At 63.8% G+C, this 25,079-nt stretch carries 27 protein-coding genes; 7 read left to right on the top strand and 20 right to left on the bottom strand.

The annotated features are described in order from the left end of the window. Nucleotides 1-113 precede the first annotated feature (113 nt). The 3 genes from ACQKI2_RS08090 to ACQKI2_RS08080 all read left to right on the top strand — a co-directional run bounded on the left by ACQKI2_RS08090 (nucleotide 114) and on the right by ACQKI2_RS08080 (nucleotide 2,958). Complete coding sequence (locus ACQKI2_RS08090; protein WP_427379183.1) at nucleotides 114-935, top strand: inositol monophosphatase family protein; 822 nt, start codon at nucleotides 114-116, stop codon at nucleotides 933-935. Nucleotides 936-1,040: 105 nt separating this feature from the next. Beyond that, a complete protein-coding gene (locus ACQKI2_RS08085) occupies nucleotides 1,041-2,540 on the top strand; it encodes a flavin-containing monooxygenase (protein WP_427379182.1) in 1,500 nt (499 codons plus the stop codon). A gap of 250 nt (nucleotides 2,541-2,790) precedes the next feature. Continuing rightward, the gene (locus tag ACQKI2_RS08080) at nucleotides 2,791-2,958 is read left to right on the top strand and encodes a hypothetical protein (RefSeq protein WP_427379181.1); all 168 of its coding nucleotides are present in this window, start codon (nucleotides 2,791-2,793) and stop codon (nucleotides 2,956-2,958) included. A 4-nt stretch (nucleotides 2,959-2,962) separates the two neighbouring features. On the opposite strand, the gene ACQKI2_RS08075 is transcribed toward ACQKI2_RS08080, so the two are convergent. Then, nucleotides 2,963-4,795 (bottom strand): ABC transporter transmembrane domain-containing protein, encoded by a 1,833-nt coding sequence (locus ACQKI2_RS08075; protein WP_427379180.1) that lies wholly within the window; start codon nucleotides 4,793-4,795, stop codon nucleotides 2,963-2,965. 174 nt (nucleotides 4,796-4,969) lie between these two features. Between ACQKI2_RS08075 and rpmE the strand changes: the two genes are divergently transcribed. Beyond that, nucleotides 4,970-5,188 carry a 50S ribosomal protein L31 gene (rpmE, locus tag ACQKI2_RS08070; protein WP_011648164.1) on the top strand — a complete coding sequence of 73 codons (219 nt, stop codon included), beginning with the start codon at nucleotides 4,970-4,972 and terminating at the stop codon, nucleotides 5,186-5,188. Between the two features lie 75 nt (nucleotides 5,189-5,263). On the opposite strand, the gene ACQKI2_RS08065 is transcribed toward rpmE, so the two are convergent. From ACQKI2_RS08065 to cysS, 8 genes are all read right to left on the bottom strand, one after another. Further along, entirely contained in the window at nucleotides 5,264-6,076 is an 813-nt protein-coding gene (locus ACQKI2_RS08065; RefSeq protein WP_427379179.1) for a glycosyltransferase family 2 protein, read from the bottom strand. After that, nucleotides 6,073-7,311, bottom strand: coding sequence for an O-antigen ligase family protein (locus ACQKI2_RS08060; RefSeq protein WP_427379178.1), 1,239 nt, complete (start codon nucleotides 7,309-7,311; stop codon nucleotides 6,073-6,075). The genes ACQKI2_RS08065 and ACQKI2_RS08060 overlap by 4 nt, the downstream gene beginning before the upstream one ends. Nucleotides 7,312-7,353: 42 nt before the next feature. Continuing rightward, entirely contained in the window at nucleotides 7,354-9,336 is a 1,983-nt protein-coding gene (gene thrS / locus ACQKI2_RS08055) for a threonine--tRNA ligase (RefSeq protein WP_427379177.1), read from the bottom strand. Nucleotides 9,337-9,597: 261 nt separating this feature from the next. Beyond that, a complete protein-coding gene (gene yidD / locus ACQKI2_RS08050) occupies nucleotides 9,598-9,930 on the bottom strand; it encodes a membrane protein insertion efficiency factor YidD (RefSeq protein ID WP_427379176.1) in 333 nt (110 codons plus the stop codon). After that, nucleotides 9,930-10,373 (bottom strand): iron-sulfur cluster assembly scaffold protein, encoded by a 444-nt coding sequence (locus tag ACQKI2_RS08045; protein ID WP_427379175.1) that lies wholly within the window; start codon nucleotides 10,371-10,373, stop codon nucleotides 9,930-9,932. The genes yidD and ACQKI2_RS08045 overlap by 1 nt, the downstream gene beginning before the upstream one ends. Nucleotides 10,374-10,580: 207 nt before the next feature. After that, the gene (locus tag ACQKI2_RS08040) at nucleotides 10,581-11,201 is read right to left on the bottom strand and encodes an exopolysaccharide biosynthesis protein (protein ID WP_427379174.1); all 621 of its coding nucleotides are present in this window, start codon (nucleotides 11,199-11,201) and stop codon (nucleotides 10,581-10,583) included. Next, entirely contained in the window at nucleotides 11,198-11,770 is a 573-nt protein-coding gene (locus ACQKI2_RS08035) for a histidine phosphatase family protein (RefSeq protein ID WP_427379173.1), read from the bottom strand. The genes ACQKI2_RS08040 and ACQKI2_RS08035 overlap by 4 nt, the downstream gene beginning before the upstream one ends. After that, the gene (gene cysS / locus ACQKI2_RS08030; RefSeq protein WP_427379172.1) at nucleotides 11,755-13,140 is read right to left on the bottom strand and encodes a cysteine--tRNA ligase; all 1,386 of its coding nucleotides are present in this window, start codon (nucleotides 13,138-13,140) and stop codon (nucleotides 11,755-11,757) included. The genes ACQKI2_RS08035 and cysS overlap by 16 nt, the downstream gene beginning before the upstream one ends. A gap of 363 nt (nucleotides 13,141-13,503) precedes the next feature. On the opposite strand from cysS, the gene folE reads away from it, so the two are divergent. Continuing rightward, nucleotides 13,504-14,124, top strand: a complete 621-nt coding sequence (folE, locus tag ACQKI2_RS08025) for a GTP cyclohydrolase I FolE (protein WP_035595302.1) — start codon at nucleotides 13,504-13,506, stop codon at nucleotides 14,122-14,124. Between the two features lie 72 nt (nucleotides 14,125-14,196). On the opposite strand, the gene ACQKI2_RS08020 is transcribed toward folE, so the two are convergent. From ACQKI2_RS08020 to ACQKI2_RS07990, 7 genes are all read right to left on the bottom strand, one after another. Beyond that, nucleotides 14,197-14,949: an alpha/beta hydrolase gene (locus tag ACQKI2_RS08020; RefSeq protein ID WP_427379171.1), complete on the bottom strand. Its 753-nt coding sequence runs from the start codon at nucleotides 14,947-14,949 to the stop codon at nucleotides 14,197-14,199. A gap of 20 nt (nucleotides 14,950-14,969) precedes the next feature. Next, nucleotides 14,970-15,485, bottom strand: a complete 516-nt coding sequence (locus ACQKI2_RS08015) for an RNA pyrophosphohydrolase (RefSeq protein ID WP_427379170.1) — start codon at nucleotides 15,483-15,485, stop codon at nucleotides 14,970-14,972. Beyond that, the gene (locus tag ACQKI2_RS08010) at nucleotides 15,482-16,783 is read right to left on the bottom strand and encodes a divergent polysaccharide deacetylase family protein (RefSeq protein ID WP_427379169.1); all 1,302 of its coding nucleotides are present in this window, start codon (nucleotides 16,781-16,783) and stop codon (nucleotides 15,482-15,484) included. The genes ACQKI2_RS08015 and ACQKI2_RS08010 overlap by 4 nt, the downstream gene beginning before the upstream one ends. Nucleotides 16,784-16,909: 126 nt before the next feature. Then, on the bottom strand, nucleotides 16,910-18,256 hold the full coding sequence (locus ACQKI2_RS08005; protein ID WP_427379168.1) for a S41 family peptidase: 1,347 nt from the start codon (nucleotides 18,254-18,256) through the stop codon (nucleotides 16,910-16,912). 32 nt (nucleotides 18,257-18,288) lie between these two features. Then, complete coding sequence (locus ACQKI2_RS08000) at nucleotides 18,289-19,509, bottom strand: murein hydrolase activator EnvC family protein (RefSeq protein ID WP_427379167.1); 1,221 nt, start codon at nucleotides 19,507-19,509, stop codon at nucleotides 18,289-18,291. A 36-nt stretch (nucleotides 19,510-19,545) separates the two neighbouring features. Then, complete coding sequence (locus tag ACQKI2_RS07995) at nucleotides 19,546-20,118, bottom strand: hypothetical protein (RefSeq protein ID WP_427379166.1); 573 nt, start codon at nucleotides 20,116-20,118, stop codon at nucleotides 19,546-19,548. 26 nt (nucleotides 20,119-20,144) lie between these two features. After that, on the bottom strand, nucleotides 20,145-21,593 hold the full coding sequence (locus tag ACQKI2_RS07990; protein WP_427379165.1) for a hypothetical protein: 1,449 nt from the start codon (nucleotides 21,591-21,593) through the stop codon (nucleotides 20,145-20,147). A 209-nt stretch (nucleotides 21,594-21,802) separates the two neighbouring features. On the opposite strand from ACQKI2_RS07990, the gene ACQKI2_RS07985 reads away from it, so the two are divergent. Further along, entirely contained in the window at nucleotides 21,803-22,096 is a 294-nt protein-coding gene (locus tag ACQKI2_RS07985; protein ID WP_427379164.1) for a PepSY domain-containing protein, read from the top strand. A gap of 119 nt (nucleotides 22,097-22,215) precedes the next feature. After that, complete coding sequence (locus ACQKI2_RS07980) at nucleotides 22,216-22,512, top strand: PepSY domain-containing protein (RefSeq protein ID WP_427379163.1); 297 nt, start codon at nucleotides 22,216-22,218, stop codon at nucleotides 22,510-22,512. Nucleotides 22,513-22,580: 68 nt separating this feature from the next. Here the strand turns inward: ACQKI2_RS07980 and ACQKI2_RS07975 are convergent, their stop codons facing one another. The 4 genes from ACQKI2_RS07975 to mdh all read right to left on the bottom strand — a co-directional run bounded on the left by ACQKI2_RS07975 (nucleotide 22,581) and on the right by mdh (nucleotide 24,940). Further along, a complete protein-coding gene (locus tag ACQKI2_RS07975) occupies nucleotides 22,581-23,123 on the bottom strand; it encodes a GNAT family N-acetyltransferase (RefSeq protein WP_427379162.1) in 543 nt (180 codons plus the stop codon). Beyond that, nucleotides 23,123-23,575: a hypothetical protein gene (locus ACQKI2_RS07970; RefSeq protein WP_427379161.1), complete on the bottom strand. Its 453-nt coding sequence runs from the start codon at nucleotides 23,573-23,575 to the stop codon at nucleotides 23,123-23,125. The genes ACQKI2_RS07975 and ACQKI2_RS07970 overlap by 1 nt, the downstream gene beginning before the upstream one ends. Nucleotides 23,576-23,666: 91 nt before the next feature. Beyond that, the gene (locus ACQKI2_RS07965; RefSeq protein WP_427379160.1) at nucleotides 23,667-23,969 is read right to left on the bottom strand and encodes a putative quinol monooxygenase; all 303 of its coding nucleotides are present in this window, start codon (nucleotides 23,967-23,969) and stop codon (nucleotides 23,667-23,669) included. Nucleotides 23,970-23,977: 8 nt separating this feature from the next. Beyond that, nucleotides 23,978-24,940, bottom strand: a complete 963-nt coding sequence (mdh, locus tag ACQKI2_RS07960; RefSeq protein WP_427379159.1) for a malate dehydrogenase — start codon at nucleotides 24,938-24,940, stop codon at nucleotides 23,978-23,980. Between the last annotated feature and the right edge of the window lie 139 nt (nucleotides 24,941-25,079).

Below are 25,079 nucleotides of genomic sequence, written 5' to 3'. Positions count from 1 at the left end.
GCAACCACCTTAAAAGCCGGCATAGCCATTAACACTCCGGCGCCTTGACCCTGGGCGATCAAAGGCTTACGCCCCCGCTTCCCGCCAGAAATGCGCCCAGACGAGACGTTCCCATGTCGAAACCCTCTCCCGTTGGCACTGTGATGATCGCCGCCGCCCTCGCCGCAGGCCGCAGCCTGGCCCGCGATTTCGGCGAGGTTGAAAACCTGCAGGTGTCCCGCAAGGGCCCGGCAGATTTCGTCACCAGCGCCGACATGCGCGCCGAAGAGATCATCTATAACAGCCTCACCAAGGCCCGCCCCGGCTATGGCTTCCTGATGGAAGAGCGCGGCATCGTCGAAGGCACCGACAAGTCCAACCGCTTCATCGTCGATCCGCTCGACGGTACGCTGAACTTCATGCACGGCCAGCCCCATTACGCCGTCTCCATCGGCCTTGAGCGTGATGGGCGGCCGTTTGCGGGCGTCGTGTTCGATGTCGCCAAGAACGAGATTTTCTGGGCCGAAGTGGGCCGTGGCTGCTGGCTGGAGCAGCGCAAGCTGCGCGTGGCCGCCCGCAAGAAACTCGGCGAAGCGGTCGTGGCCACCGGCACGCCCTGGATGGGCAAGAGCGAGGAAAGCCACATCACCTTCGCCCGCGAGATGGCCGCGATGACGCCCGCCACCGCCGGCATCCGCCGCTATGGCTCGGCTGCGCTGGACCTTGCCTGGGTCGCCGCCGGCCGGTTTGACGCCTTCTGGGAACGCGGCCTGAAGCCCTGGGACATCGCCGCAGGCATCGTCCTGGTGCGCGAAGCAGGCGGCATTATCGAGGAAATCGAAGGCGGCGACGTCATGAAAACCGGCAACATCCTCGCCGGCAATGAAGACATCGTTCCCGGGGTGATGGAACAGCTTCGCCATGCCGGCTCTTTCGGCAAGGCCGCGAAGGTCTGATTTCCGGGCGCTGGCCCTCAGAATTTGCACGGTCACTGCCAGTTAAATTTACGTGACGCGCGCGTCACGTATTTCCATTCGGGCAAATTCGCGTAATCTGCGGCCATGACCCAGCTCGACACAGACATCCTCATCATCGGCGCCGGCCTCTCCGGCATTGGCGCCGCCGTGCATCTCACCAAGCGCAGCCCCGGCAAGCGCTACCGCATCTATGAGGCGCGGGGCGCCATCGGCGGCACCTGGGATCTCTTCCGCTATCCCGGCATCCGCTCGGATTCGGACATGCACACGCTGGGCTACAATTTCAAACCCTGGACCGAGGCCAAGGCCATCGCCGACGGCCCCTCCATCCGCAAATACGTCAATGACACGGCCGACGAATACGGCATCCGCCAGAATATCCGGTTTGACACCAAGATCGTCGCTGCCAACTGGTCGAGCGCCGATCAGGCATGGACCGTCACCAGCGAGAATGTGAAGACCGGAGCGCAGGAGAAAACCACCTGCCGCTTCCTGTTCATGTGCGGGGGTTATTACCGTTATGATCAGGGCTACCGGCCGGAATTTCCGGGTGAGGCAGCCTTCCGGGGGCAGATCATCCACCCGCAGCACTGGCCCGAAGACTTAGACTATTCGGGCAAGAAGGTCGTCGTCATCGGCTCTGGCGCCACCGCCATGACGCTGGTGCCCTCGATGGCCAGCAAGGCCGGCCATGTCACCATGCTGCAGCGCTCACCCACCTATGTGGTCTCGCGCCCGGCGGTCGATGGCCTTGCCAATTTCCTGCGCAAGATCCTGCCCGATCAGTGGGCCTATAATCTGATCCGTTGGCGGAACGTTGCCTTCCAGCAATTCTTCTTCCGCAAGACCCGGTCGGACCCGGCAGCGGCGCGCGAGCGCCTCCTGAAAATGGTGCGCGAGGAGCTGGGGCCAGACTATGACGTCGATAAGCACTTCAACCCCGCCTATAATCCCTGGGAGCAGCGCCTCTGCCTGGTGCCGGATTCAGACCTCTTCAAGGCGCTGAAATCCGGCAAGGCCAGCATCGAGACAGATCATATCGAGCGCTTCACGGAAAAAGGCATCCTACTGAAATCCGGCAAGGCGCTGGAAGCCGACATCATCGTCACCGCAACCGGCCTCAACCTCGTCTTCATGAACGGCGTTGAGGTGTCTATGGATGGGGCCAAGGTCGATCCGGGCCGGCTGCTCAACTATAAGGGCGTGATGCTGTCGAACGTGCCAAACCTGGCCGTCACCTTCGGATACACCAACGCCTCCTGGACGCTGAAGGCAGACCTCACCAGCGAGTATGTCAGCCGACTGATCAATCTGATGGATGAAAAAGGCGCAACCTCCGCCATGCCCTATCTCGCCGCCTTCCCGAACGAGACAGAGCCGTTCGTGGACTTTTCCTCGGGCTATTTCCAGCGCGTGATGGACCAGTTCCCCCGCCAGCACACAGAGGCGCCGTGGAAACTCAACCAGAACTATTTCGTTGACCGGAAAAATCTCCGTGAACTGCCTATCGAAGACGGCGTCATGCAGTTCCACATTCCGGCAAAGGCTGCGGCGGCGAAACCGGCACTGCAAGCGGCGGAGTAAGGTTATCCGCAGGGTGGGCAGAGCGTAGCGATACCCACTATCCGGCCCGCACGATATGCCTCGTCCCCCTCCGCCCCTTCGGGGCACCTCCCCCGCCTCAGGCGCAGGGGAGGAAGAAGTTGCGCTGCGCCGCCCCGAAGGGGCAGAGGGGGACGAGGGAACGGAAGCTGCTCTGCCCTTGCAAACACCCCCATAGCCCTCCCCGCCCACTCAGACTAAACTCTCCCCTCAACGCAAAGGAGGCCCTGCAATGTGGCTCTGGCTTTTATGGTGGTGTGTGGATGATCATCTGGCGGCGGCGCTGGAAACACCCGGCCTCGGCAATTTGCCGATCTGGGTGCCGCTGATCCTGTCGCTCGCCTTCTCCTTCTCCCTCGACGGCGCCCTGAAACGCGACCGGAAGAAGACGTTCGGCTGAGCCTTCAGCGCTCCGTGAACTGAAGCTCGGCCAGCCGCGCATAAAGGCCGCCCTGTGCCACAAGGCTGTCATGGGTGCCCTCTTCCACGATCCGGCCATGCTCCATCACCAGGATACGGTCAGCCCGGCGGACTGTAGACAGGCGGTGCGCAATCACGAGGGTCGTGCGCCCTTCGGCGGCGTTTTCGATGGCCCGGCGCACAGCCGCTTCGCTTTCGGAATCCAGCGCCGAGGTCGCCTCGTCCAGCAGCAGCACCGGCGCATTGCGCACCAGCGCGCGGGCAAGTGCGATCCGCTGGCGCTGGCCACCCGAAAGGCTGCGCCCCTTCTGGCCAAGTTCGGTTGCGAGGCCCTCTTTCTCGCTGAGGAAGCCCATCGCCTCGGCCATCCGCGCTGCCTGTTCCAGGATCGCGTCATCGGCGGCCTCGTCGCCAAAGCGGATATTGTCGGCGGCCGATCCGGTAAACAGGGCCGCCTCCTGCGGCGCATAGGCAAAACACCGGCGCCAGTCGCGGGGCTCTGCCTCTGTCGAGGCAACTCCGTCGAGGCGGATTTCTCCCGCCTGCGGATCAAACAGGCGCAGCGCCAGCCGGAACACGGTTGTCTTCCCCGCCCCGCTCGGGCCCACCAGCGCCACGAACTCGCCCGGCTTCACCTCCAGCGAGAAATCCTTCAGCGCCGAGACGGTCTCCTCGCCATAATGGAACGACACCTTGTCAAAGCTGAGCGCGCCCGGCCCCTTCGCCGGCAGCGGTTTGGGATGGGCGGGCGCGGAAATCTCCGGCACCGCGCGCAGCACTTCGGCCGCCCGGTCTGCTGCGCCCGCCGCGCGCATCACTTCGCCGTAAACTTCCGCCAGCATGCCAAAGCCCGATCCGGCATAAGCGGCATAAAGCACCATGGTGGCGAGGTCGCCAAAGCTCATCTCGCCGCTGGCCACGGCCCGCGCGCCCAGCCACAGAACACCGGTGAAGCCGCCAAACAGCAGCACCGAGACCAGCACGATCATGATCGCGCGCGCGCCCGTGCGCCGCATCGCGGCGGCAAAGGTTGCCTCCACCGCGCGCTCGAAGACCGAAAGCTGGCCCGCCTCGCGGCCATAGGCTTGGACAAGTTCAATGGAGTCGAGCGTTTCGGCTGCTTCCGCGCCGGCATCGGCGAGGCGCGACTGGGCCCGGTTGGACATCTTCCGGATCGTCCGCCCGATGATCATCACCGGCAGGATCGCCACCGGCAGCATCGCCAGAAGCGTCAGGCCGAGTTTCCAGTTCACCGCCAGCATTAGCGCCAGCGCGCCGGTCGTCGTCATCAGCGTGCGCGCTGCCAGCGAGGCGGAGGAGCCGAGGAATGTCTCCAGCAAGGTGATATCCGCCGTCAGCCGCGAGACCGCCTCGCCTGAGCGCATTTTGGCGTGATAGGCGGGCGAGAGCTTCAGCAGATGGGCATAGATGTCCCGGCGCAGGTCGGCGGCGATCCGCTCGCCGAAACGCGAAACAAAGTAGAAGCGGATCGCGCCCAGAACCCCGGAGCCCACCGCGGCGGCGAACACCCAGAGGAAAGCCTGGTCGATCAGCGCCTTGAGCAGGGCGGGATCCTGCCCTGCCTGCTGGCCGGCATCGGCCGCCCGGCCGAGCAGCATGGGGATCGCCAGGCTGAGCACGGCGGCGGCCACCAGGAAGACCAGCGCCACGGTGACCGTGATCCAGTGCCGCCGGGCATAGGGCCAGAGGAGCGCCAGCGGCTTCAGGCTGCGCCCGCGCGGGCGGCCGATCGCCTCCCCGCCTTCCGGCAGGGTTGTGCGGCGGTCGTCCACGATATCGGCGCTGGAATCGGCCATTGGCGCGGCATTTCTCCCTGTTGGGCCCGGCTGTTGCCGAATCCCTGTCAGCGCCCCTTGCGGGGGCGAGGCCTTTCCCTTATACGGCCCACTTCGAATTCCGGCTGAGACATGCCAGCGCACCCCGGTGCGTCAACCCCGTTCCGAACCGCTTATGAGAGAGAGGCCCAGGCCATGAAGAAAGAAGGGCATCCCGACTATCACTTCATCACCGTGGTGATGACCGATGGCACCGAGTATCAGACCCGCTCCACCTGGGGCAAAGAGGGTGACCGTATGGTGCTCGACATCGACCCGAAAGTGCACCCGGCCTGGACCGGCGGCGAGGGCAAGTCCCTGGACCGCGGCGGCCGCGTTTCGCGCTTCAAGGACAAGTTCAAAGGTTTCGTGTAAGGCTTTCTGCTTCTACGCGATGTGTTGCGTGAAAAACCCCGGCCTCTGGCCGGGGTTTTTTCGTTGCAGCGAAGGTCAGCTGCGCAGCCGCAGGGCAAGACCGATGAACGGAACGGCGAGTTCCACCATGCCCCGCTCAAGCGGGCCTTTGGCGAACTTCCGGAAATAGCGGGCCAGGCTGCGGGCTTTCTGCGCCTGCACGAAGGCTGAGGGCACATTGGAGGTGGAGGTGTAATGCAGCGCGCCGGCGGCAGGCTGGTAGATCACCCTGCCCCCGGCCTCGATTGCCCGGCGGCAGAGATCAACGTCCTCCACATGCAGGAAATAGCCCTCGTCGAAACCGCCGAGCTGCTCGAAATCGGCCCGCCGCATCAGGAAGAAGGCGCCGGAGATCGCGCCAACGGGAACCGGCCCGGAGGGCGGGGGGGCATTCTCAAGCGTCCAGCGGGAGAGGCCGAGCGCGGCCATCAGCGTCAGCGTATTGCGCCGGGCGCCGCGCTGTTCCCGCCCATCTATGCCGAAGATGCGGCCGCCCGCTATTGTCGGCGCCGCGGCGCCTTCCAGCGCCGCTGCCAGCTGGCCCGCCGAGCCGCGCCGGATTACGCAATCCGGGTTGATCACCAGCAGGCGCTCTGCTGCTGTCTCGCCAGCCGCGCGGTTGACCGCTGCGCCGAAACCCGGATTGTCCAGCCGCAGACGTTTGGCTTTCCCTGCGCAGCCGGTGACGAAGCCTTCCAGCCAGGCCTGAACGTCTGGCGGGTTGCCATTATCCGCGATGACGATTTCGGAAATCTCCGGATCGGCTTTGAGCGCATAGAGGCATTCGATGAGCCGCGGGCCGGTGTGATAGGTCACGACCAGGGCAGCGGTCTGCGCGGGGCTGCTCATTCGGCCGCCTTGCCGCTTCGGTTGAGCAGGATGAGCATGGCCACCGCCAGGGCGAGCCCCGACCAGAACGCCTCGTTCCATACACTGTAGGAGAAGTTGAAGATACTGAACACGGCGCCCGCCATGCCGGCAATGGCAAAGCGGATTTCCGGGCGCAGCTGTGAGGGCCGCGGCAGCCGGAAGCCGATCACCGTGATGGCGAAGGCCGCCAGCATGGCGCCGATGAAACCGGTTTCCGCCCAGATCTGCAACGGCATGTTGTGAGGATGCCCCGGCACGACGGGGAAGTCTTTCCAGAACTCCGGCAGCTGTGCTGCCCAGGCCGGATAGTCAGCATAGGTCTCGCCCCATGTCCGGGTGGCCATCAGGCCGTGGCCCGTGTAAGGCGCCTCGCCGATGCGGTTCATCACCACCTCCCAGGACCAGAAGCGGGACCGGAAGGAAGGCGGCAGGATGCTGTCGAGACCTGTCATCAGGCGGATGAACAGGCTGACCATGAAGGGGGCCGCCGCAATGTGGCCTGCGATGGCCCCAAACAGCCAGCGATAGCCGGTTTCAGGCAGCAGCCGGATCAGCAGGAACGCGCCAATCATCCCGCAGATGGCAAAGACGGCGGCATGATTGTCCGTCATCAGCCCGGCAAAAACGGTCAGCAGCACCAGGCCCGAGGCAGCCAGCAGGCCCAGCCGGTCTCCCCGCACGCCGAGCGCCGCGGCCAGGATGGGCAGAACCACGGTGAAGAGGTTGATGTTGCGGCCGATATTCTGGATGCCGTTGACCACTTCCTGAGGGTCGTCGCCATAGAGCATCTGCAGGACCGGCCCGGCAGCGACAGCCGATAGGAAGACCAGCGCGCCCTGCGCCGCCAGGACGCCATAGATCCACTTGCGGGTGCGGGGCCCCAGCTGCGACCGCATGGCCCCGGCAATGGTCAACATCGCAAAGCTGGCGGTGAGAACGATGATCAGGCTGCGCGCACCAATCGCGAATGTGCCTTCAAACAGGTTGCCGCTGACCAGCCGGTTTGTGGCGGGCGACCAGACTTCGCTGATGGCCGCCCAGCCGATGAAGGCAATCGCGAAGCCGGCATAGAGCGTGGGCGGCATACGGGGGCGGGCAAGAACCAGAGCGGCGATGCCGGTCAGCCCGAGAAGCGGCGCAAAACCAAGCGTGCCCAGCACGGCCAGAAGCGGCCAGAGCAGAAGCAGTCCGGCAAAGACAGGTCCGTAAGCCATTCTGCTCACTCTGGCCGTTGAGAACGGGGTTGTCACCGCCCCTTAGCTGCGGGCGCGCTTCAGATCAGGCGGGAGCGCCTCATCTGCCAGGGAAACGAGCGCCTCTTCCAGCGAGAGGATCTGCTGGCCGTTCGAACCTAGGCGGCGCAGCGCCACCTTGCGCTCCTCCGCTTCCCGCGCGCCGACAACGGCAATGACCGGAACCTTCTGCAAGGAATGTTCCCGGACCTTGTAGTTGATCGTTTCATTGCGGCGATCGACCTCTACCCTGAGGCCCGTCTTGCGAAGCTCGGCAGCGACCTTCTCGGCATATGCACCTGCCGCATCATCGGAAATAGCCGCAACCACAACCTGAACCGGCGCGAGCCAGATCGGGAAGGCCCCGGCGAACTCCTCGATCAGGATACCGATGAACCGCTCCATCGAGCCGAGGATCGCGCGGTGCAGCATGACGGGACGCTGCTTGGACCCGTCAGAGGCGATATACTCCGCCCCCAGACGTTCAGGCAGAACATAATCAAGCTGCAGCGTGCCGCACTGCCAGACCCGGCCGATGGCATCCGTCAGTTGGAATTCGAGCTTGGGCCCGTAGAAGGCGCCCTCCCCCGGCAGCAGTTCGCACGGCAGACCGGCCGCATCGACGGCTGCCTGAAGGCCGCTCTCGGCCCGGTCCCATGTCGCATCATCGCCCGCGCGCACATCGGGGCGCGTTGAAAGTTTCACCGCAATCTTCTCGAAGCCGAAATCGCGGTAGACGCTTTCGAGCAGGCGGCAGAACTGGATCGATTCCTCGACGATCTGGTCTTCACGGCAGAAGATGTGCGCGTCGTCCTGCGTGAACTGGCGCACGCGCATGATGCCGTGAATGGCGCCGTGCGGTTCGTTGCGGTGGCAGCAGCCGAATTCGGCCAGGCGCAGCGGCAGGTCGCGGTAGGATTTCTGGCCGGACTTGAACACCTCGACATGCGCCGGGCAGTTCATCGGCTTCAGCGCCATCAGCTTGGCGTCTTCCGGCACTGAGATTTCCACGCCCTCGTCGCCCTCCGGAATGAAATCCGGCACGATGAACATGTTCTCGCGATACTTGCCCCAGTGGCCGGATTTTTCCCACTGGACGGAGTCCATCAGCTGCGGCGTCTTGATTTCCTCATAGCCCGACGCATCCAGGCGCCGGCGCATGTAGGCCTCGATCTGACGCCAGACCTGGAAACCATTGGGATGCCAGAAGACCGAACCGGCCGCCGCCATGCCATCCAGGTGGAACAGGTCAAGTTGCGCGCCGAGTTTCCGGTGATCGCGCTTTTCGGCCTCTTCCAGGCGGTGGAGATGTTCCTTGAGGTCTTTCTCATTTGCCCAGGCCGTGCCGTACATCCGCTGAAGCATTTCATTGCGATGATCACCGCGCCAGTAAGCCCCGGCAAGCTTCATCAGCTTGAATGCCTTGGGCAGTTTGCCCGTGGACGGAAGATGTGGGCCGCGGCAGAGGTCAAACCAGTTGCCCTGCTTGTAAACCGTGATGGCTTCGCCGGGCGGGATGATGTCGTCGATGATCTGGGCCTTGTAGTCTTCGCCAATGCGCTTGAACTCGGCGATGGCGGCGTCCTTGTCCCAGACTTCGCGGATGATCGGGTAATCGGCGTCGACGATCTCGCGCATCTTGGCTTCGATCTTTTCGAACTCATCCGTGGAGAAAGGCTCCTTGCGGGCAAAGTCGTAATAGAAGCCGTCATCGATGACGGGGCCGATCGTCACCTGGGCGTCGGGGTAGAGTTCCTGAACCGCCTGGGCGAGGACGTGGGCGGCGTCATGGCGGATCAGTTCGAGGCCTTCGGGATCGCGGTCCGTGATGATGGCGACGCTGGCATCACCTTCAAGCGGACGGACGAGATCCCACATCTGGCCGTCAACCTTGGCGGCGAGGGCCTTCTTGGCGAGGGATTTGGAGATCGACTCGGCAACGTCCAGCGGCGAAGCGCCGTCCTGGTATTCGCGTTTCGAGCCATCGGGCAGCGTGACTTGGATCATGGGTCTTTGGTTTCTTTGGCGGGCTGCGGAACTTCATGTTCCCGCAGGAAAATCTGGGAATCCGGCTAAGGCTTCTGGCGCGCCGTGATTAACGCGGCTTTGACAGGATGCCTACCCCGTTTTCAGGGCAGCCGGGACGGTGAATTTGTGCGGGTGCATGAACGGGCACGCGGGCGCGCCTTCAGGAGTGCGTCATGCACCCTGACGAGTTCGCGGGGTGAGCCCGGTGAGAAAGAAACCTGCGTTCATGCCGCTCATATGTCACGCCTCGGGCGAGGTTTCAACCAGGCCCGGCGTGCCATCTCTGGGGCCGGACTTCCAGTCGCCATAGCGCCAGGGCTGCCAGAAGGGTACGGTGGGTTTCGTTTCCGGGGGCGGGTCTACGCCATGGCTGCCGCCGGGCCGGCAGCGGATGAAACGGGCAAGCGCCATCCAGCCCCCTGCCCACCAGCCATGCCGGGCAACGCATTCGGCGCCAAATTCGCTGCAGGTGGGGTGATGCTGGCAGCGCGCACCGAAAAGCTGTAGCGCCTGGCTCGGGCCATGCTTGTAGATGGCGAGCAGTACATAGGCTGTGCGCCGGCGCAGGGTCATCACACCGCCGCCCGCGCGGCGAGGGCCTGGTCTATGGCGGCCACCGCCGCCTCGAAGGCGAGCAGGGTGGAGGCGTGGCGGGGGGGATAGTCGGCCACAGGTTCCAGATGGCGCAGTTCCCAGAAACGGCCTTCCGGCGGCAGGCCGCCCTCCTTCAGCATGGCGCGCAGGGCTTCGAGGGCGGCGCGGATTTCGCTGACCGTTGCCCCGACCGCATTGGCCGAAAGGATCGACGTGGACGCCTGACCCAGCGCGCAGGCCCTGGGATCAACGGCGATGGCGGTGACCACCTCCCCCGCCGCATCCAGCGTCAGCGCCACATGCACGGTGGAGCCGCAGACGCGCGAGACTTTCAGCGCTTCCCCCTCAGCGCCCGCAAGCTCGCCCACATTCGGGATGCCGGCAGCGAGTTCGAGGATACGGTTGTGATAAAGCTCGCTCATGGCTGCCTAGATGGCCCGGCAGGACTTCACCGGCAAGAGGCCAGAAAAAAGGCCTGCCGGGCGGGTCTCTGGAGACACTTGCCGGCAGGCCGGAAGTCGAGAGGTGGAGAAATGAGGCCAAAGGCCATGAGGGGTCGATGCCCGCCCCATGCCCTAGGGTCAACTTAACGATTGGAGAGGCTTAGCCGCCCGCGCTTCAGCCCGCCTTCAGAACGGCCAAAGCGCCATCAGGCGGGGGGCGAGGTTCACCACCAGCAGGATGGCCCCGGCGAAGGCCGCCCCCGCCAGCAGCAGCACAAAGCCATCCCGCGCCGTCAGCGCGAGGCCAAAGAGCAGTACCGTCAGGCTGGGCAGCAGCGGCCCGAGGGGGACGAGCCCAAGCGGATAGGTGAGGAGCGCCGCCAGCACGCAGATCACCGCGACGATCTGGAGAAAGGGTGGCTCTGTCAGAAAGGTAAGGCGCGGCTTTACCAGCGCATCGACCATATGGGCATACCGCTCCCCCACGGCGACGCCCTGGACGAGATGGTCCCGCTTGAACTTGATCTCGGTAACGCCCTTGGGCAGCCAGGGATGGCGCAGGCCGAACACGATCTGCAGGGCAAACGCCAGAATGACGGTGGCAATGAACCAATTGGCGCCGGGAATGATGGTCAGCGGGCTGACCGCAATGAAACCCAGCAGCAGGAAAACCGGGCCATGGGCCCGCCGGCCGATCGCCACGAGGAGTTCGTGAACGGTCACCTCGTCGCCCTCCGTGTTGAGGACGAGAGAGCGCATCATGGTGCGCAGGTTGGTGACGGGAATATCCGTGCCGTTGCGGTTCATGGCAGCGGCGTTTCTGCGCCAGATGCCGGGGCGCCATAACGTTCGATCCGCGAGGTGACCTGATAGCCACCGGTAATCGTGACGACGTAAAGCCGGTCGAACTCGGCCGCTTCATCGATCGGCGGGCCGGGATCTGCGCCGATCAGGGCGGCCAGGGCGTCGGTCGTATTGGAATGCCCCACCACCAGTTTCACCCCCGGCGTTGCGGCGAGCTGATTGCCAAAGGCGGGCAATTGCACGGGATCATAAATCTGCACCGGCAAGCCCAGGGCCGCCGCAAGCGGCGCAGCGGTTTCCTGTGTGCGGCGTGTCGCGGTCGACCATATTTCGGTAACGCCTTCGTCCGAAAGGCGTTCCACCAGCGCGGCGGCGCGCAGGGCGCCCGCAGGCGAGAGCGCCGGATCAGAGCCGGCCTCCTTCTCGCCATGGCGCACCAGGAAAAGCCGGGTCACCGCTTCGGCGGCGGGCGCGGCAGTCTCGGCCGAGGCCTGAATGGGGCTGAGGCAGGCCAAGAAGAGGCCTGCCGCGACAAACGCAAGAAAGCGGCGGCGGATCAGATGCGCCGCCATGTGCTGCCTGCCGGACCATCCATGATCTCGATCCCCTCTTCCGCCAGCGTCTTGCGGATACGGTCCGCCTCGGCCCAATCCTTGGCAGCGCGCGCATCGATACGGGCCTTCACCAGAGCATCGATGCGGGCATTCTCGTCCGTATCGCCGCCCTGCTCCCATTCCTTGGGTGTTTTGGTGAGCAGACCAAGCAGTCTTCCGGCCGCTAGCAGGTTTGCCCGCGCATTGGCCATGCCGGTGGCATCCTTGATGTCGGCCGCCGTATTGGCTTCCGTTGCCAGACGGGAAAGTTCGGCCAGCGCGTCCGGCGTGCCGAGATCATCCTCCAGCGCCCGCAGGACACCGGTATCGCGCGCCTCGCCGCCTTCAGCCTCCCAGACGCGGCGCAGGGCCCCGTAGATCCGGTCGAGCGTGGTCTTGGCCTGTTTCAGGAGGTCTTCGGTCCAGTCGAGCTGGGCACGGTAATGCGCCGTCAGCAGCGCAAAGCGCAGCACTTCACCCGGCCAGTTTTTCAGCAGGTCATGCACGGTGACGATGTTGCCGAGCGACTTCGACATTTTCTCCCCGCCCATGTCGAGGAAGCCGTTATGCATCCAGTAGCGCGCCAGTTCTTCGCCATGGGCGCATTCGGACTGGGCGATCTCGTTCTCATGGTGAGGGAAGGTCAGGTCCACGCCGCCGCCATGAATGTCGATCGTACGGCCGAGATGCTTGGCGGCCATGGCCGAGCATTCGATGTGCCAGCCGGGGCGGCCGCGGCCCCAGGGGCTGTCCCAGATCGCGTCTTCCGGCTCTCCGGGCTTGGCAAATTTCCAGAGCGCGAAATCCGCCGGATCGCGCTTGTCCTCGTCCACCGCCACCCGGGCGCCGGCTTCATTATCCTCCGGCTTGCGGCCAGACAGGCGGCCATAATCGGGCATCGAGGGCACGGAGAACCACACGCCGGTTTCGCCGACATAGGCGTATTTCTTACGCACCAGTTTTTCGATCATCTCGATCATCTCCGGCACATGGCTGGTTGCCCAGGGCTCGATGCTGGGCGGGATGACGTTCAGGGCCTGCACGTCTGCATTGTAGATGGCGGCATATCTCTTCGTGATCGCCGCAATCGGCTCGCCTGAGGCCAGGCTGGCGGCGATGATCTTGTCTTCGATATCAGTGATATTGCGCGCATAAACGACCGCGCGCTCGCCATATTTCGCCATCAGCACCCGGCGCAGCACATCGAACACGACCGGCGGGCGGGCATTGCCGATATGGGCGTAATTATAGACGGTCGGGCCGCAGACATACATCGTGATCCGCTTCGGGTCCTGGGGCTCGAAGACGCGCTTCTTGCGCGCGGCAGTATCGTAAATGCGAAGGGTCATCGTATCTCTTGGATCGGGAATGTCGGGGGAGCAGCTCGCGGGCTGGATGTTCCGGGCAGCCCTATGGCCCGTTGCGGCCTCAGCAGCAACAGGGACGGCAGCAAGAATATGCAAACGCGGCGCTCGGCATGAGCCGGTGCGTATCACCTTCCGCCGGGAAAGCCAAGATTTCCATAATCCAGCGCCCAGCTTTCCCCGTAGAAAGCTCTGGAAACAAAGACCCGCCGGGCCTATGTATCCTCACATCGCCCTGAGGGTATCAACTCCGGGCGGGCGTTAAGTCCGGGCAAGAAGGCGTCAAAGACCTTCAAGGGATGCCCCGGCTCGACCCCCGTCCCTCAGTGAAGGACAACTGAATTGGCTATGGACGCCGTAACCCCCAAAAAAGATATTCCGCGCGCGGACCCCGTTCGGCGCCCCACTCAGCAAGAGGCCGAAGAAGCCGTCCGCACGCTCATTGCGTGGGCGGGCGATGATCCGCGCCGCGAGGGCCTGATCGACACGCCCAAGCGCGTTGTAAATGCCTACAAGGAGTGGTTTGAAGGCTATGGCGAAGACCCGGTGAAATATCTCAGCCGGACCTTCGAGGATGTGCAGGGCTATGACGACATCGTCATGCTGCGCAACATCGAGGTGGAGAGCCATTGCGAGCACCATATCGCGCCCTTCATCGGCAAGGCTTTCGTGGCCTATAAACCGTCAAGCGCTGTGGTCGGCATTTCCAAGCTGGCGCGCGTGGTGGAGATTTTCGCCAAGCGCCTGCAGACGCAGGAAACGATGACCGCGCAGATCTGCGACGCGATCACCGAAAGCCTCGCCCCGATGGGCACGGCCGTGTTCATCGAGGCCGAGCATCAGTGCATGTCGACCCGCGGCGTTCACCACAAGCATGTCACCACGATCACCACGCAGTTTACCGGCGTGTTCAAATCCGACGCTGACCTGCGCAACCGCTTCCTGGCGATGTGCAACCAGAACGGCTGATTTTTCAGACGGCTGAATAATTTTCCTGAAACGCCCTGCCCTTCCGGTGGGGCGTTTTCTTTTAGCCCTGGATCAGCGCGCGAGCCAGGCGGCAATATCCGCGACGACTTGTTCCGTGCCCGGCTCGTCCACGATCCAGTGGGCATGACCGGGATATTCGATGAAATCGCCGGGCACGGGGCTGGCGGCGTATTTGGCAGCGACCTTACGAACGGCCCTGGCGAGCGTGGCGCGGTCTTTTCCCGCGGCAATCGTCAGGGTAGGGAGGGTGATCTTTTTCTCGTCTATCTCGATCCCATCGGTGATGTCGCCATAGACCCGGCCGGAATCGTAGAGCGCGCCGGCATAGATCTCGTCATGACGCGCCTTGGGCACACAGTTGAGCACGCCGTAACGGAAGCCGGTTTTCCAGACCTTGTGGGCCTTCTTGCGATCCTGCGACAGGATCACGTTGAAGAAGGTCCAGGCAACGGAAGGGCCAATCACGGCGCAGCCTTTGGGCTGGGCGGGCGTCAGGAAAACAGCCCTGGATACATCCCCGCTTTCGGCGAGGGCCTGCGCAATCAGGCCGCCCATGGAATGTCCGATCACGGCAGGTTTCTGCCCCGTGGCGGCCGTGATGCGCGCCGCCTCGGCACGCATCGCGTCGATATAATCCTGCAGGCCGAGATCCGAGAGATTGGAGGGCGGATTTTCCCGCACGCGCCGGCCTGGAAACAGGGTGGGCGTGTGGCAGGTCCAGCCGCGCGCCTCAAACAGGGGTTTCATCCGGTCCCAGGCCGAGCCGTCACAGCCTACCCCGTGGATCATCAGAAGATCGCCCATGTCCCCTACCCCCTATCCTGTCAGCCCTGCGGCACCCTGCCCGGCAACACCGGCTCTGCCCATTGCTGGAAGCGGGTCGCCACTTCCTGATAGACGGGCCGCTTGAAGGGCACAATCAGGTCCGGCGTCTCCTCCAGCCTGGCCCAGCGCCAGGCATCAAATTCGGGCGTATGGCGATCCAGGCGCACATCGCTGTCAGACCCCTTGAAGCGGAAAGCGAACCATTTCTGCCGCTGGCCGAGATACGGGCCCGGCATCCGTTTCTTCAGGTCTGGGGGGAAATCATAATAGAGCCAGTCGGTGGTCTCTTCGAGCACATCGACAAGCTTGGCGGGCACGCCGATTTCCTCTTCCAGTTCGCGCAGGGCGCCGGTCAGGGGATCTTCGCCGGGATCGACCCCGCCCTGCGGCATCTGCCACTGGAAGGGGCCGCGGCCATTGATGCGGCGGCCAATGAACACATGCCCCGCCTTCGAAAACATGGCGAGGCCGACATTGGCGCGATAAAGCTGGGGATCGAGTCGGGGCTGGGTCACCCGCCGGTTTTTAGACCAGCCTGGCCCGCGCTGCCAGTGCGAAGCTCGCGCCGCTCGGCCAAAGGCTGGGCAGCAGGCTCTGCCGAGCGCGGCACGAGGGCGGATACCGGCGCCAGCACCAGGCCTTTCTCGCCGAGCGTATCGATCCAGAGCGAAGTAGCTTCAATCGTCACCGGAAAGGCAAAGCCCGCTCCGATGGCGCCGCCATGCGCGCGGGCGATGGTTTCAAGTTCCATGAACTCGGCGGCGATGTCCTGGGGGGACTGGCGGGTATCGACCGGGCCGGCGGCGCGGGCAAAACGCAGCCCCTTTGTATCGGCAACCTGGCCGAAGAAAGCCTTGTGAACGCTGCCATCATCAATGAAGGCAAGGCCGCGCTCGGCCAGTACGTCGAAAATGGGCTCGATGGACCCGGTATCGGCGCCGAACTTGGCGCCCTGATAATTGATGACGCCGAAATAGCCGCTGGCACGGCTAAGCACCTGGTTGAGCCTGGCAAGGTTTGCCTTCTGGTCGGCCCCGGCGATCAGCGTGTCCGGGTGCATCCGCATCCGGCCATACTCATAGGCTTCCATCGGCACTTCGATCAGCACTTCATGGCCATCTGCGCGGGCCATCTTGATCCAGTAATCAAGGCGGCTGGCATCCGGTGCAAACGACAGGGTGACATCGGCGGGCAGCGCGTCAATCGCAAGCTTGGTCTGGGTGGAGTTGATGCCAAGGCCGCCGATGACCAGCGCAACAACCGGGCGCCCCTCCGGGTTCGAGAATGGCCGGGCATAGACATCTGCCGGGGCCTTGCTGGCGGGTTTGGGGGCGGTTTCGGCACTGTTGAGTTTCAAGGGCGCGCCTGGGGCCGCAGCGCCTGACGGCGCCCCGGCCGCCACTTCGCCAAAGGACTGGCCGGGCTGCACGAGGCGGCCATTGATCCGGATGCCGGCTGCCGGTGCCACGATCGGCCCCCCCTGCCCGCCGGTGATGTCGATGCGCATGCCGTCGCCATCCAGCTCGGTATAAGCAAGGTCCATCCCCCCGGAGGCGGGATAGTCAGCCGGCGCATAGTCTTCGTCATAATCGGCGGCGCGGATTCCCGCGAAGGCGGCGCTTTTCTCATCCGCGTCGGTGGAGGTGGTGCCGAACAGCGAAATCGTCTGGCGGGGGCCAGCCGCTGCCGGGTCAGCCGTAATATGGATCCCCGTGCCCAGTGCCACGGCGAGACCGCCAAAGACACTGAGGCTCATGCCGGCATGCATGAGGCCGGACTTCAGCGGTGACGGCTCTGACTGCCGGTAACCCATGTATCGACCTCGTGAAAATCTGACGGCGGCGGAAAGCAGCTTTCAGAATCGCCGCGCAGGGTTAACAGGAGGCAAACAGATGCTTACCGGGCCTCAATCAATCGGGCCTTTAAGCAGTGGAAATCGTTAACCGGCCTTATCAGGCTGCATGGCGAGGGGTGAAATCGAAGCCTTGCCGTCCTTCAGCAGCTGCATCGCCCGCTCGAGCTGGAAGTCTTCGCCCTCATACTCCTCGGGCGGCTGCTCATCCGGCATCCGCAGCTTGGACCGCTCTGCGCCGGACTCGTTGGCGAGGGCGTGGGGGAGGTCTGCTTCAGAGAAGCGTTGGATCCGGGCGAGTTCTTCCTCGGTCAGGCGGACCTGGGTAATCATGATGTCCGGCTCGATCCCCAGCGCCTGGATGGAGCGGCCCGACGGCGTGTAATACCGCGCGGTGGTGAGACGGATGGCGCCGCGCTCGGCCCCCAGCGGGATCACCGACTGGACCGACCCCTTGCCGAAGCTGGTGGTGCCCACAACCAGCGCCCGGCCGCGATCCTGCAGCGCGCCGGCGACAATCTCGGATGCCGAAGCCGAACCGCCATTGATCAGCACGACCAGAGGCACGCCTTTGAACACTTCCGCCTTGGTGGCGTTGCGCCGCTCAACATCAATTGGGCGGCGTCCCTGGGTCGAGACAACCTCGCCGCCGGAGAGGAAGAAATCAGACACCTTCACCGCTTCATCGAGCAGGCCGCCGCCATTATTGCGCAGATCCAGCACGATGCCGGCAGGCTTCGCGCCAATATCGCGGCTGATCGCCTGCACGGCATCTTCAAGCAGGGTTCCGGTCCGCTCATTGAAGGTGGAGACACGGATATAGGCAATGTCGCCCGGCTCTTTCTTCCAGGTGACGGATTTCTGCTGCACCACATCGCGCACCAGCTTCACAGGGAACGGGTCAACGCCCTCGCGCAGGATGGTGATCTCGATCTCGGTGCCCCTCTCGCCGCGCATCTCCTTGACGGCGTCGTTCAGCGTCAGGCCCATGATCGGCTTGCCGTTGATGGCGGTAATGTAATCGCCCGGCTGGATGCCAGCGCGCTGGGCCGGGGTGTCGTCGATCGGGGAGATGACCTTCACGAAGCCGTCTTCCATCGTCACTTCGATGCCAAGGCCGCCATATTCGCCGGAGGTCTGGACCTGGAGCGAGCGGAAATCTTCCGGGTTCATATAGCTGGAATGCGGGTCAAGCGAGGTCAGCATGCCGTTGATGGCCGACTCCATCGCTTCGCGCTCGTCGATCGGGACGACATAATCCCGCTGCGCGCGCGCAAAGATTTCTGCGAACAGCTCAATCTGCTGATAGGTGGCAACGCGCGGATCTTCCGGCGGCTTGACGTCCTGCCCCTGAGGCCAGGCCATCGCCGCAAAACCCACCGCCAGCGCTCCCAGAACTCCACCCAGGGCCGTTCCGGTCAGCAATGAACGCATATTCCACTCCATCTTCATCCTCACACGGCGGATCAGCCGCCACGCATCATCCACTCTGCAGGATTAAGCACCCTGTCGCCAAGCCTTAATTCCAGAGTGAGTTCAGGCGGCGGATCGGTGCGATCAGGCATCAACCCTACCGGCTCACCGGCAGTAACAGACTGGCCTTCGGATACGTAAATCCGGCTCATCCCTGTCAGAATAACATGATACCCGTCGCTTGTGCGCAGAATCAGCATCGACCCATAGCTGCGGAAGGGCCGGGCATATTCGACGGTGCCGCCCGCCGGGGCGACCACCTGGGCTTCCGAGCGGGTCTCGAAACTCACCCATTCTGCAGTGCTGCCACCAGAAAGCTTGTCCCCGAAGCGGTTGCGCACATCGCCGGCAACCGGCTGGAGCAGGCCGCCGAGGGCAGCTTTTCCCAGCGGTTTTGACGAAGTTTTGATCGGCGCGGTCTTTGTGCCGGGCGCGGCGGACTTCGCCGCTGGCTTCAGCGCGGCCAGTTGCGGGCGCTGTTTCGGCTTAATGCCGGGAGCGCCCGGGGCGCTGGATTCCAGCGCCGCCAGCAGGTCGCGCAGCGTATCGGCTTCCCGGCCCAGCTTTTCGGCGCGGGCGCGCAGGACGGAGACATCGCCGGCAACGCCTTCATACTGGCTGCGCTTGGCAGCGGCGAGACGCTCGATTTCCTCTTTTTTCAAGGCGATGGTGGCCTCGGCCGCCTCAAGGCGGGCCTGTTCTGTGCGGATCTGGTCTTCCAGCTTGTTGAGCGCGGTGATCTCACCGGATATGCGCCGGGCACGGGCGTTGAGTTCCGGCAGCGTTGCCTGCATCAGCACGGCGCGGCGGATGGCGGTGCCGGACTGGCCAGGCGAGACCACGAGCGCGGGCGGGCGGCGCCGGTTGGCAGCGGCGAGGGCGGCAATCAGATCCTCATAAGCGCCTTCATTTTCAAGGAGTTGAGCAGAAGCCCTCTCCCGTTTGACCGACAGATCGATCAGCGCCTTCTCAGCGGAGACGGCCTGCTCCTCCCGCCGGAGCGCTTCGGCGGCGGCGGCGAGAAGATCCTGGTCCAGCGATTTGAGATCGCGGACAGTGCTTTCGCCCGTGGACTGAAGTTGCTCGAGTTTCTGTTCGGCAGCGCGCTTTTCCTTTTCCAGCGCCTCCAGATCCTGCCGCGTATAGGTATCGGGCCCCGCAGCAGTCAGCGCGAGCGCGAGGCAAGAAAGGACAAGCGGGCGGAAAAATCGCATGACGCCAGAAATGCGCCATGAGGCGTCACTTTGGCGTTAATCATAGGCCTTTCCGGGGACTTTCGCCGCCAGAGCCGTGCCCAGCGCGGTCAACTCCCGGTCAATCAGGGACAGGAAGAGGACAAATCCGGACATATCGAACGCCGGATGGGTCAACAGCAGATGGCGAATGACCGCCACGGCCGCTCTGGCAAGGGCGGCGGGGTTTTCCGGTACCTGAAAGCCGAGCCCATGGACGGCGGCATTGCGCATGGCGACGAGTTCCTCAAGCCCGCGTACCTGCGCGCCGGTGAGATCCAGCCGCTCAGGCGGGTTGAGATGTTCCGATGACCTTGCCCGGCGCAGCAGCAGGGCAATCGGCGCCACCCTGTCTGACTGGGAGGGGTTGGCGACATCCTCGGGCCGGGCGGACGCATAGCCGGAAAGCGCGGCAACCAGCGCGGCCTGCAGCGCGCTGACAAGGCCGAGTGCCACCCAGCGCCAGCGTTCTGGCTGGGTGTCTGTTCCGGCAAGCTCCCGGCGGGCGAGGCGCAATGCCTCAAGGGCAGCCTCAAGGGCGTCCCCTATCCGGACGTCCGGATCGAAACTGAACGGACGCTCACCGTCCATCGGCCGCGCCGCCAGTACGGGAGAGATCAGTTGAGGACAATCCGGCCCTCGTTCAGGTCATGGCGGATGCCCGCCTCGGTGAGCAGCGCGGAGAGGGCGGCTTCAGGCTCGGGCGTTTCTTCCTCGATCAGGCGCACAATGGCTGGCGCGATGTCGCTGCGCTCAGCGTAGCCGGTCAGCATGGACATCCAGTCGTCCCGGCTGATCACCCGGTCTTCCTCATTGTCGCGGATCAGGCCGGAAACCACATCCAGCCAGCTTTCAACCCCTGCCTTGCGGGCAAAGCCTTCTGCCACCAGAGCGAACATTGTGCCGCAGACATAATGCGCCCGCTGATGCCCGCGCTCATTGACAGAGACAAGCGGCCCATCCTGCAGATAGGCGGAGCAATCATCCACCGCAGTCTGCAGAAAGTCTTTCACCGGAAAATCCGGCGCGAGGCTTTCCAGCGCGCGGGCGGCCATCAGGTCTGCGCCGCCTTCGGTGATCCACATATCCGCCTCACGCTCATACGCCGCAAGCTGACCCAGCCAAAAATGGGCCGCTTCATGCGCCAGGAACAGCTGTGTCTGCAGGCGGAGTTCTTCAGACGGGGCCACCACCCCCTCCCCTTCAAACGCGATCGCAATAAGGCCTTCCATGACGCTGCCGCCCATACTGTAGAGGCGCGGCGTGGGGCCGTTCCAACTCGCGAACACCATGGGCCTTGCGGACGGAGCGAGCCTCAAACGATCTGTATAAAGATTAATTATCTCTGGTGTTGAGACAAGGATCGTTTCCCGGATCCATTCAGGCAAGGCCGTATCGGCGATCACCGTGAACTGATCGGTCTCAATGGCGGGCGGGGAACCAAACAAAACATAGGTACCAGCCGATTGGGCAGAGGGCGCCTGAAGCCTCTGCCCCTTGAACAGCACCGGTCCGGCAGCATCCTGCCAGGTGACGTCCACTTCGGCGGGCGGCAGGCCAGCCTCGCTCAGATCGGGCGGTAATTGGCTGGCCGTATCGATCGAAGCGAGCGGGATTATATCAAACTGATCGCTGAACAGGGCCACAGCGCCATCGGAAAAGACAAGTGCGGGATTGTAGGACGCCTCCACCCCTGCCGAGGCTGGCCGCAGTGCGATCTGCACCTGCGCAGGAACATCCCCGCCATCACGCATGCGCAGAACATCCCGCCCGCCAAGATGATCGAGCATTACGCCCGGCGTGATGACCTCCCATTGCAGAGGCCGCCAAGGCGTGCGGCTATCGCGCAGCAGGGCAGAATGCGTGAAGGCCCAGACCGGGGCACGCTGATGAAAGGCAAAGTCCACGCTCCAGCCCGCCGGGCTGCGCGACACCATAGCTTCCACGGCGGGCCGCCCCGGCGCAGACACCGGTTCCGGCAAAGACTGCGGCGGGGTGGCGCACGCCGCCGGCCAGAACAGAACTATGCCGGCCAGCCTCCAGATTCCCCGCCAGAAACTCTGCATGCGCGCCTCATCAGAAAAACAGGACTGCGCCATGATAGGTGCCGCCCTGTCAGTGAGCAAGCGAGCCATAAGCCTGCCCGGGAATACGAAACTGACAGCGACCTGACAGCGCGTGTCAGGAGGGGCTCAGGGCCTGCGGGGCAGAAAGACGCTCAACTTCCCCGCAAGAACAACCCGAAATTTGAAGGACGATGATTATGAAGACGCTGATGACAGCTTGCCTGGCCGTGCTGGCTTTGGCCGCCCCTGCCCCGGCTGCGCTGGCCGAAGATGAGTATGGCCTGCGTGGCGGCGCCGGCGCGGGCGGCGTCACGGTCTCACGCGAAGAGGCCGTGCAGATTGCCCGCGCCGAGGGCATGACCCGTGTGAAGGAGATCGAGCGCGATGACGGCAAATGGGAGCTGGAAGGCTGCACCCGGAATGGCCGCGAGATAGAGATCGACATCCATGGCCGCACCGGCGCGATCCTCGACCTGGAGATCGATGAGGATGACGATTGCTGAGGGACAGCCTCCCTTCAGCGAAAGGGCCGGGCGGATGGATTTCCTCCCCTGCACACATCCGCCCGGAACCCCGACCCGGCTCACACGTTAGAACGATTAGAAAAAACAAGGAGTTCCCCATGAAGCGCATTTCTGCCGCCCTGATTGCCACCGCAATCGCCGCCCCCGTTCCGTTTGCCCTTGCCCAGTCTGCCGGCACCGACACGATCAGCCGCGAGCAGGCGATCGACATCGCAAGCCAGAAAGGCATGGTGCATGTGCTGGAGATCGAACTCGATGATGGCGAGTGGGAAATTGAAGGCTGCACCGCCGATGGGCGCGAGTTGGAAATTGATCTGCATCGCCGCACCGGCGACATCCTGAAATACGATCTTGATCGGGACACGGATGATGATTGCCTGCGCGTGATCCGTTGAGCGCGCGGCGATAGCTCACATGCGACAGGGCGCGGAGAATGATCTCTGCGCCCTTTGCTTTGCGCGGCTCAGCCGCTGCGCCGCGCGCGCCAGCCGTCTGCCGGCTGGCCGTATATGTTCCAGACGATATCCTTGAAGGGTGGCGGCGCGGGCACGGTACGCAGCTTGCGGGCGCCGAGCCGCTCGGCAACCCGGATCGAGGGCGCATTTTCCGCTTCGATACAATGGATGATTTCCTGCCAGCCAAGCGTATCGACCGCATAGTCCATAGCCGCGGTTGCGCCTTCCAGCGCATAGCCCCTGCCCCAGGCCGATTTCAGCAATCCCCATCCGACTTCGGTACCGGGCCAGCCATGCGGGTGCCATGGCCCGAGCCGGCCGATCCACTGGCCGGTTTCCTTTTCGATGACCGAAAACATCGAGCAGCCGCTGATCGTCCAAGCGCCGGTTATGGCGCAGAGGCTCCGCCACACGGTTTCCGGGGGCTGAACCCCGCCAATGAAACGCGCGGCTTCCGGATCTGCCGCCAGCGCGCAGAAGCCATCAAAATCCTGCGGCCCCGGAGGCCGCAGGATCAGGCGCGGCGTCTCGATAACCGGGCCAATTGCCATCAACTGGCGCCAAAACAGGTCGGCTGATCGGAGCTATGCGCGTTGAGAACGCGGGCACCATAATGTTTGTCCGTCATCGAGATGCAGAGCTGGGTGAGCGGAGTTCCCGGTTCGGTATTCAGAACGAGCGCGAAGCCGGCCTGCTTCAGATCATTGTTGCCGATGGCGGCGGCCACGTCCGCGCGCTCCCGGCGGGTGATGCTCTCAACCGAAACAGCATTGTTGGTGTAGACATTGAGGACCTGATCGCGGGTCTTCGGCGTCAGCATATGCCAGCCCTCAACCGTCAGCTTTCCAGCCGCCTGATCGTAATTGACCAGGTCAATGCTGCCGCCGATCTCGTGGCCAGGGCCGGGAGGGCCTGCCTGGAGGGCTGCCGTCAGTTCTGTCGGCGCACCTGCCGAACACGCGGTGAGGCCAATCACGGCAAGGGAAATCAGGGATGTACGCATTCTGGGGTCACCTTTGCTGGACTCGTTCGAGACCAGACGTTTAGCGCAGAGAGCGGCATCGCGGGAAGCATCTGGCTGAATGAAGGTTTCGTTACACTTGGCGCGTGTCAACGGCCTCATGCGCGTGGAGTAACCGCGCCTCAATCGAGACGGACGCCAACGCGGCGCGCCAGGGGATCATGTGCGGGCGGGTAAAATGATCTTCCAGCGCCTGCCAGCTTTCCCAGCGCTCCAGCACACGCATCAGGCACGGGTCGGCCACATCTAGGGCGTAGGTGTAATCGAGGCAGCCAGGCTCGGCCCGGCTGGCACTCATCTGGGCGAAGGCCGCGTCGCGGATGCGGGAAAAATCTCCCGCATCCGCAAACCGCACATAGCCTTCAACGATGATCATCGCCCGGCTTAGGCCAGCGACGGATCAATGCCTTTGCAGGCTTCGATCAGGCCGTTCACTGAAGCAACGGACTTTTCGAACATGGCTTTTTCATCGGCGTTGAAGTCGAACTCGATGATCTTCTCGGCGCCGTCTGCACCGATCAGCGTCGGCACGCCGACATACATGTCCTTCAGGCCGTATTCGCCCGAGAGGTAGGCCGCGACGGGCAGGACGCGCTTCTGGTCGGCAAGGTAGGATTTCGCCATGGCGATGGCCGACTCGGCCGGGGCATAATAGGCCGAACCGGTCTTGAGCAGGTTGACGATTTCGCCGCCGCCCTTGCGGGTGCGCTCGACGATGGCGTCCAGATCGCCCTGGCTCATCCAGCCCTGCTTGACGAGTTCAGTCAGCGGCAGGCCGCCCACGGTCGAGTGGCGCACCATCGGCACCATGTCGTCGCCATGGCCGCCCAGCGTCCAGGCGTGAATGTCTGCCACCGACACGCCGGTCTTCTCGGAGAGGAAGTAGGCAAAGCGCGAAGAGTCGAGCACGCCCGCCATACCGACGACCTTGTTGGCCGGCAGGCCGGAGAATTTCTGCAGCGCCCAGACCATCGCGTCGAGCGGGTTGGTGATGCAGATGACGAAAGCGTTCGGGGCGTGGGCCTTGATGCCTTCGCCGACGGCTTTCATGACTTTCAGATTGATGCCGAGGAGATCGTCGCGGCTCATGCCCGGCTTGCGCGGCACGCCGGCGGTGACGATGCAGACATCTGCGCCAGCGATGCCGGCATAGTCGTTGACGCCTTTCAGATTGACCGAGGCGCCGTAAACCGGGGTGGATTCGGCAATGTCGAGACCTTTGCCCTGCGGCAGGCCTTCGGCGATGTCGAACAGGATCACGTCACCCAGTTCTTCGCGGGCTGCGATATGGGCAAGTGTACCGCCAATCATGCCGGAGCCGATCAGCGCAATCTTATTGCGGGCCATGTGTTTCTCCTGAGGAAAATGGTCGTGGAAACAAGCTGCCGGACCCCTAGCCGAGGACCGCGGATGTTGCAATGCGGCCAAAATGTGAAACGCCCCGCGAGACGGGCTCGCGGGGCGTTTTTTATTTGAGGGTCTCCCC

Source organism: Hyphomonas sp. NPDC076881 (assembly GCF_050269995.1).
In the GTDB taxonomy this organism is placed as follows: Bacteria; Pseudomonadota; Alphaproteobacteria; order Caulobacterales; family Hyphomonadaceae; genus Hyphomonas.
The sequence above is the reverse complement of the archived record's forward strand: the minus strand, read 5'-3'. Positions and strand labels throughout refer to the sequence as shown.

Excerpts from the sequence above, each read along its gene's own strand:
- ACQKI2_RS08090 (WP_427379183.1), top strand. The coding sequence starts at position 114 with ATGTCGAAACCCTCTCCCGTTGGCACTGTGATGATCGCCGCCGCCCTC.
- ACQKI2_RS08080 (WP_427379181.1), top strand. The coding sequence starts at position 2,791 with ATGTGGCTCTGGCTTTTATGGTGGTGTGTGGATGATCATCTGGCGGCG.
- yidD (WP_427379176.1), bottom strand. The coding sequence starts at position 9,930 with ATGACCCTGCGCCGGCGCACAGCCTATGTACTGCTCGCCATCTACAAG.
- ACQKI2_RS08000 (WP_427379167.1), bottom strand. The coding sequence starts at position 19,509 with ATGCGATTTTTCCGCCCGCTTGTCCTTTCTTGCCTCGCGCTCGCGCTG.
- ACQKI2_RS08085 (WP_427379182.1), top strand. The coding sequence starts at position 1,041 with ATGACCCAGCTCGACACAGACATCCTCATCATCGGCGCCGGCCTCTCC.
- cysS (WP_427379172.1), bottom strand. The coding sequence starts at position 13,140 with ATGACCCTTCGCATTTACGATACTGCCGCGCGCAAGAAGCGCGTCTTC.
- ACQKI2_RS08060 (WP_427379178.1), bottom strand. The coding sequence starts at position 7,311 with ATGGCTTACGGACCTGTCTTTGCCGGACTGCTTCTGCTCTGGCCGCTT.
- rpmE (WP_011648164.1), top strand. The coding sequence starts at position 4,970 with ATGAAGAAAGAAGGGCATCCCGACTATCACTTCATCACCGTGGTGATG.
- ACQKI2_RS08035 (WP_427379173.1), bottom strand. The coding sequence starts at position 11,770 with ATGGCGGCGCATCTGATCCGCCGCCGCTTTCTTGCGTTTGTCGCGGCA.
- ACQKI2_RS07995 (WP_427379166.1), bottom strand. The coding sequence starts at position 20,118 with ATGGACGGTGAGCGTCCGTTCAGTTTCGATCCGGACGTCCGGATAGGG.
- ACQKI2_RS08010 (WP_427379169.1), bottom strand. The coding sequence starts at position 16,783 with ATGGGTTACCGGCAGTCAGAGCCGTCACCGCTGAAGTCCGGCCTCATG.
- ACQKI2_RS07965 (WP_427379160.1), bottom strand. The coding sequence starts at position 23,969 with ATGATCATCGTTGAAGGCTATGTGCGGTTTGCGGATGCGGGAGATTTT.
- ACQKI2_RS07970 (WP_427379161.1), bottom strand. The coding sequence starts at position 23,575 with ATGCGTACATCCCTGATTTCCCTTGCCGTGATTGGCCTCACCGCGTGT.
- ACQKI2_RS08005 (WP_427379168.1), bottom strand. The coding sequence starts at position 18,256 with ATGCGTTCATTGCTGACCGGAACGGCCCTGGGTGGAGTTCTGGGAGCG.
- ACQKI2_RS07980 (WP_427379163.1), top strand. The coding sequence starts at position 22,216 with ATGAAGCGCATTTCTGCCGCCCTGATTGCCACCGCAATCGCCGCCCCC.
- ACQKI2_RS08065 (WP_427379179.1), bottom strand. The coding sequence starts at position 6,076 with ATGAGCAGCCCCGCGCAGACCGCTGCCCTGGTCGTGACCTATCACACC.
- ACQKI2_RS07990 (WP_427379165.1), bottom strand. The coding sequence starts at position 21,593 with ATGCAGAGTTTCTGGCGGGGAATCTGGAGGCTGGCCGGCATAGTTCTG.
- ACQKI2_RS08075 (WP_427379180.1), bottom strand. The coding sequence starts at position 4,795 with ATGGCCGATTCCAGCGCCGATATCGTGGACGACCGCCGCACAACCCTG.
- ACQKI2_RS07975 (WP_427379162.1), bottom strand. The coding sequence starts at position 23,123 with ATGGCAATTGGCCCGGTTATCGAGACGCCGCGCCTGATCCTGCGGCCT.
- thrS (WP_427379177.1), bottom strand. The coding sequence starts at position 9,336 with ATGATCCAAGTCACGCTGCCCGATGGCTCGAAACGCGAATACCAGGAC.
- ACQKI2_RS08020 (WP_427379171.1), bottom strand. The coding sequence starts at position 14,949 with ATGGGCGATCTTCTGATGATCCACGGGGTAGGCTGTGACGGCTCGGCC.
- ACQKI2_RS08040 (WP_427379174.1), bottom strand. The coding sequence starts at position 11,201 with ATGAACCGCAACGGCACGGATATTCCCGTCACCAACCTGCGCACCATG.
- mdh (WP_427379159.1), bottom strand. The coding sequence starts at position 24,940 with ATGGCCCGCAATAAGATTGCGCTGATCGGCTCCGGCATGATTGGCGGT.
- ACQKI2_RS07985 (WP_427379164.1), top strand. The coding sequence starts at position 21,803 with ATGACAGCTTGCCTGGCCGTGCTGGCTTTGGCCGCCCCTGCCCCGGCT.
- ACQKI2_RS08045 (WP_427379175.1), bottom strand. The coding sequence starts at position 10,373 with ATGAGCGAGCTTTATCACAACCGTATCCTCGAACTCGCTGCCGGCATC.
- folE (WP_035595302.1), top strand. The coding sequence starts at position 13,504 with ATGGACGCCGTAACCCCCAAAAAAGATATTCCGCGCGCGGACCCCGTT.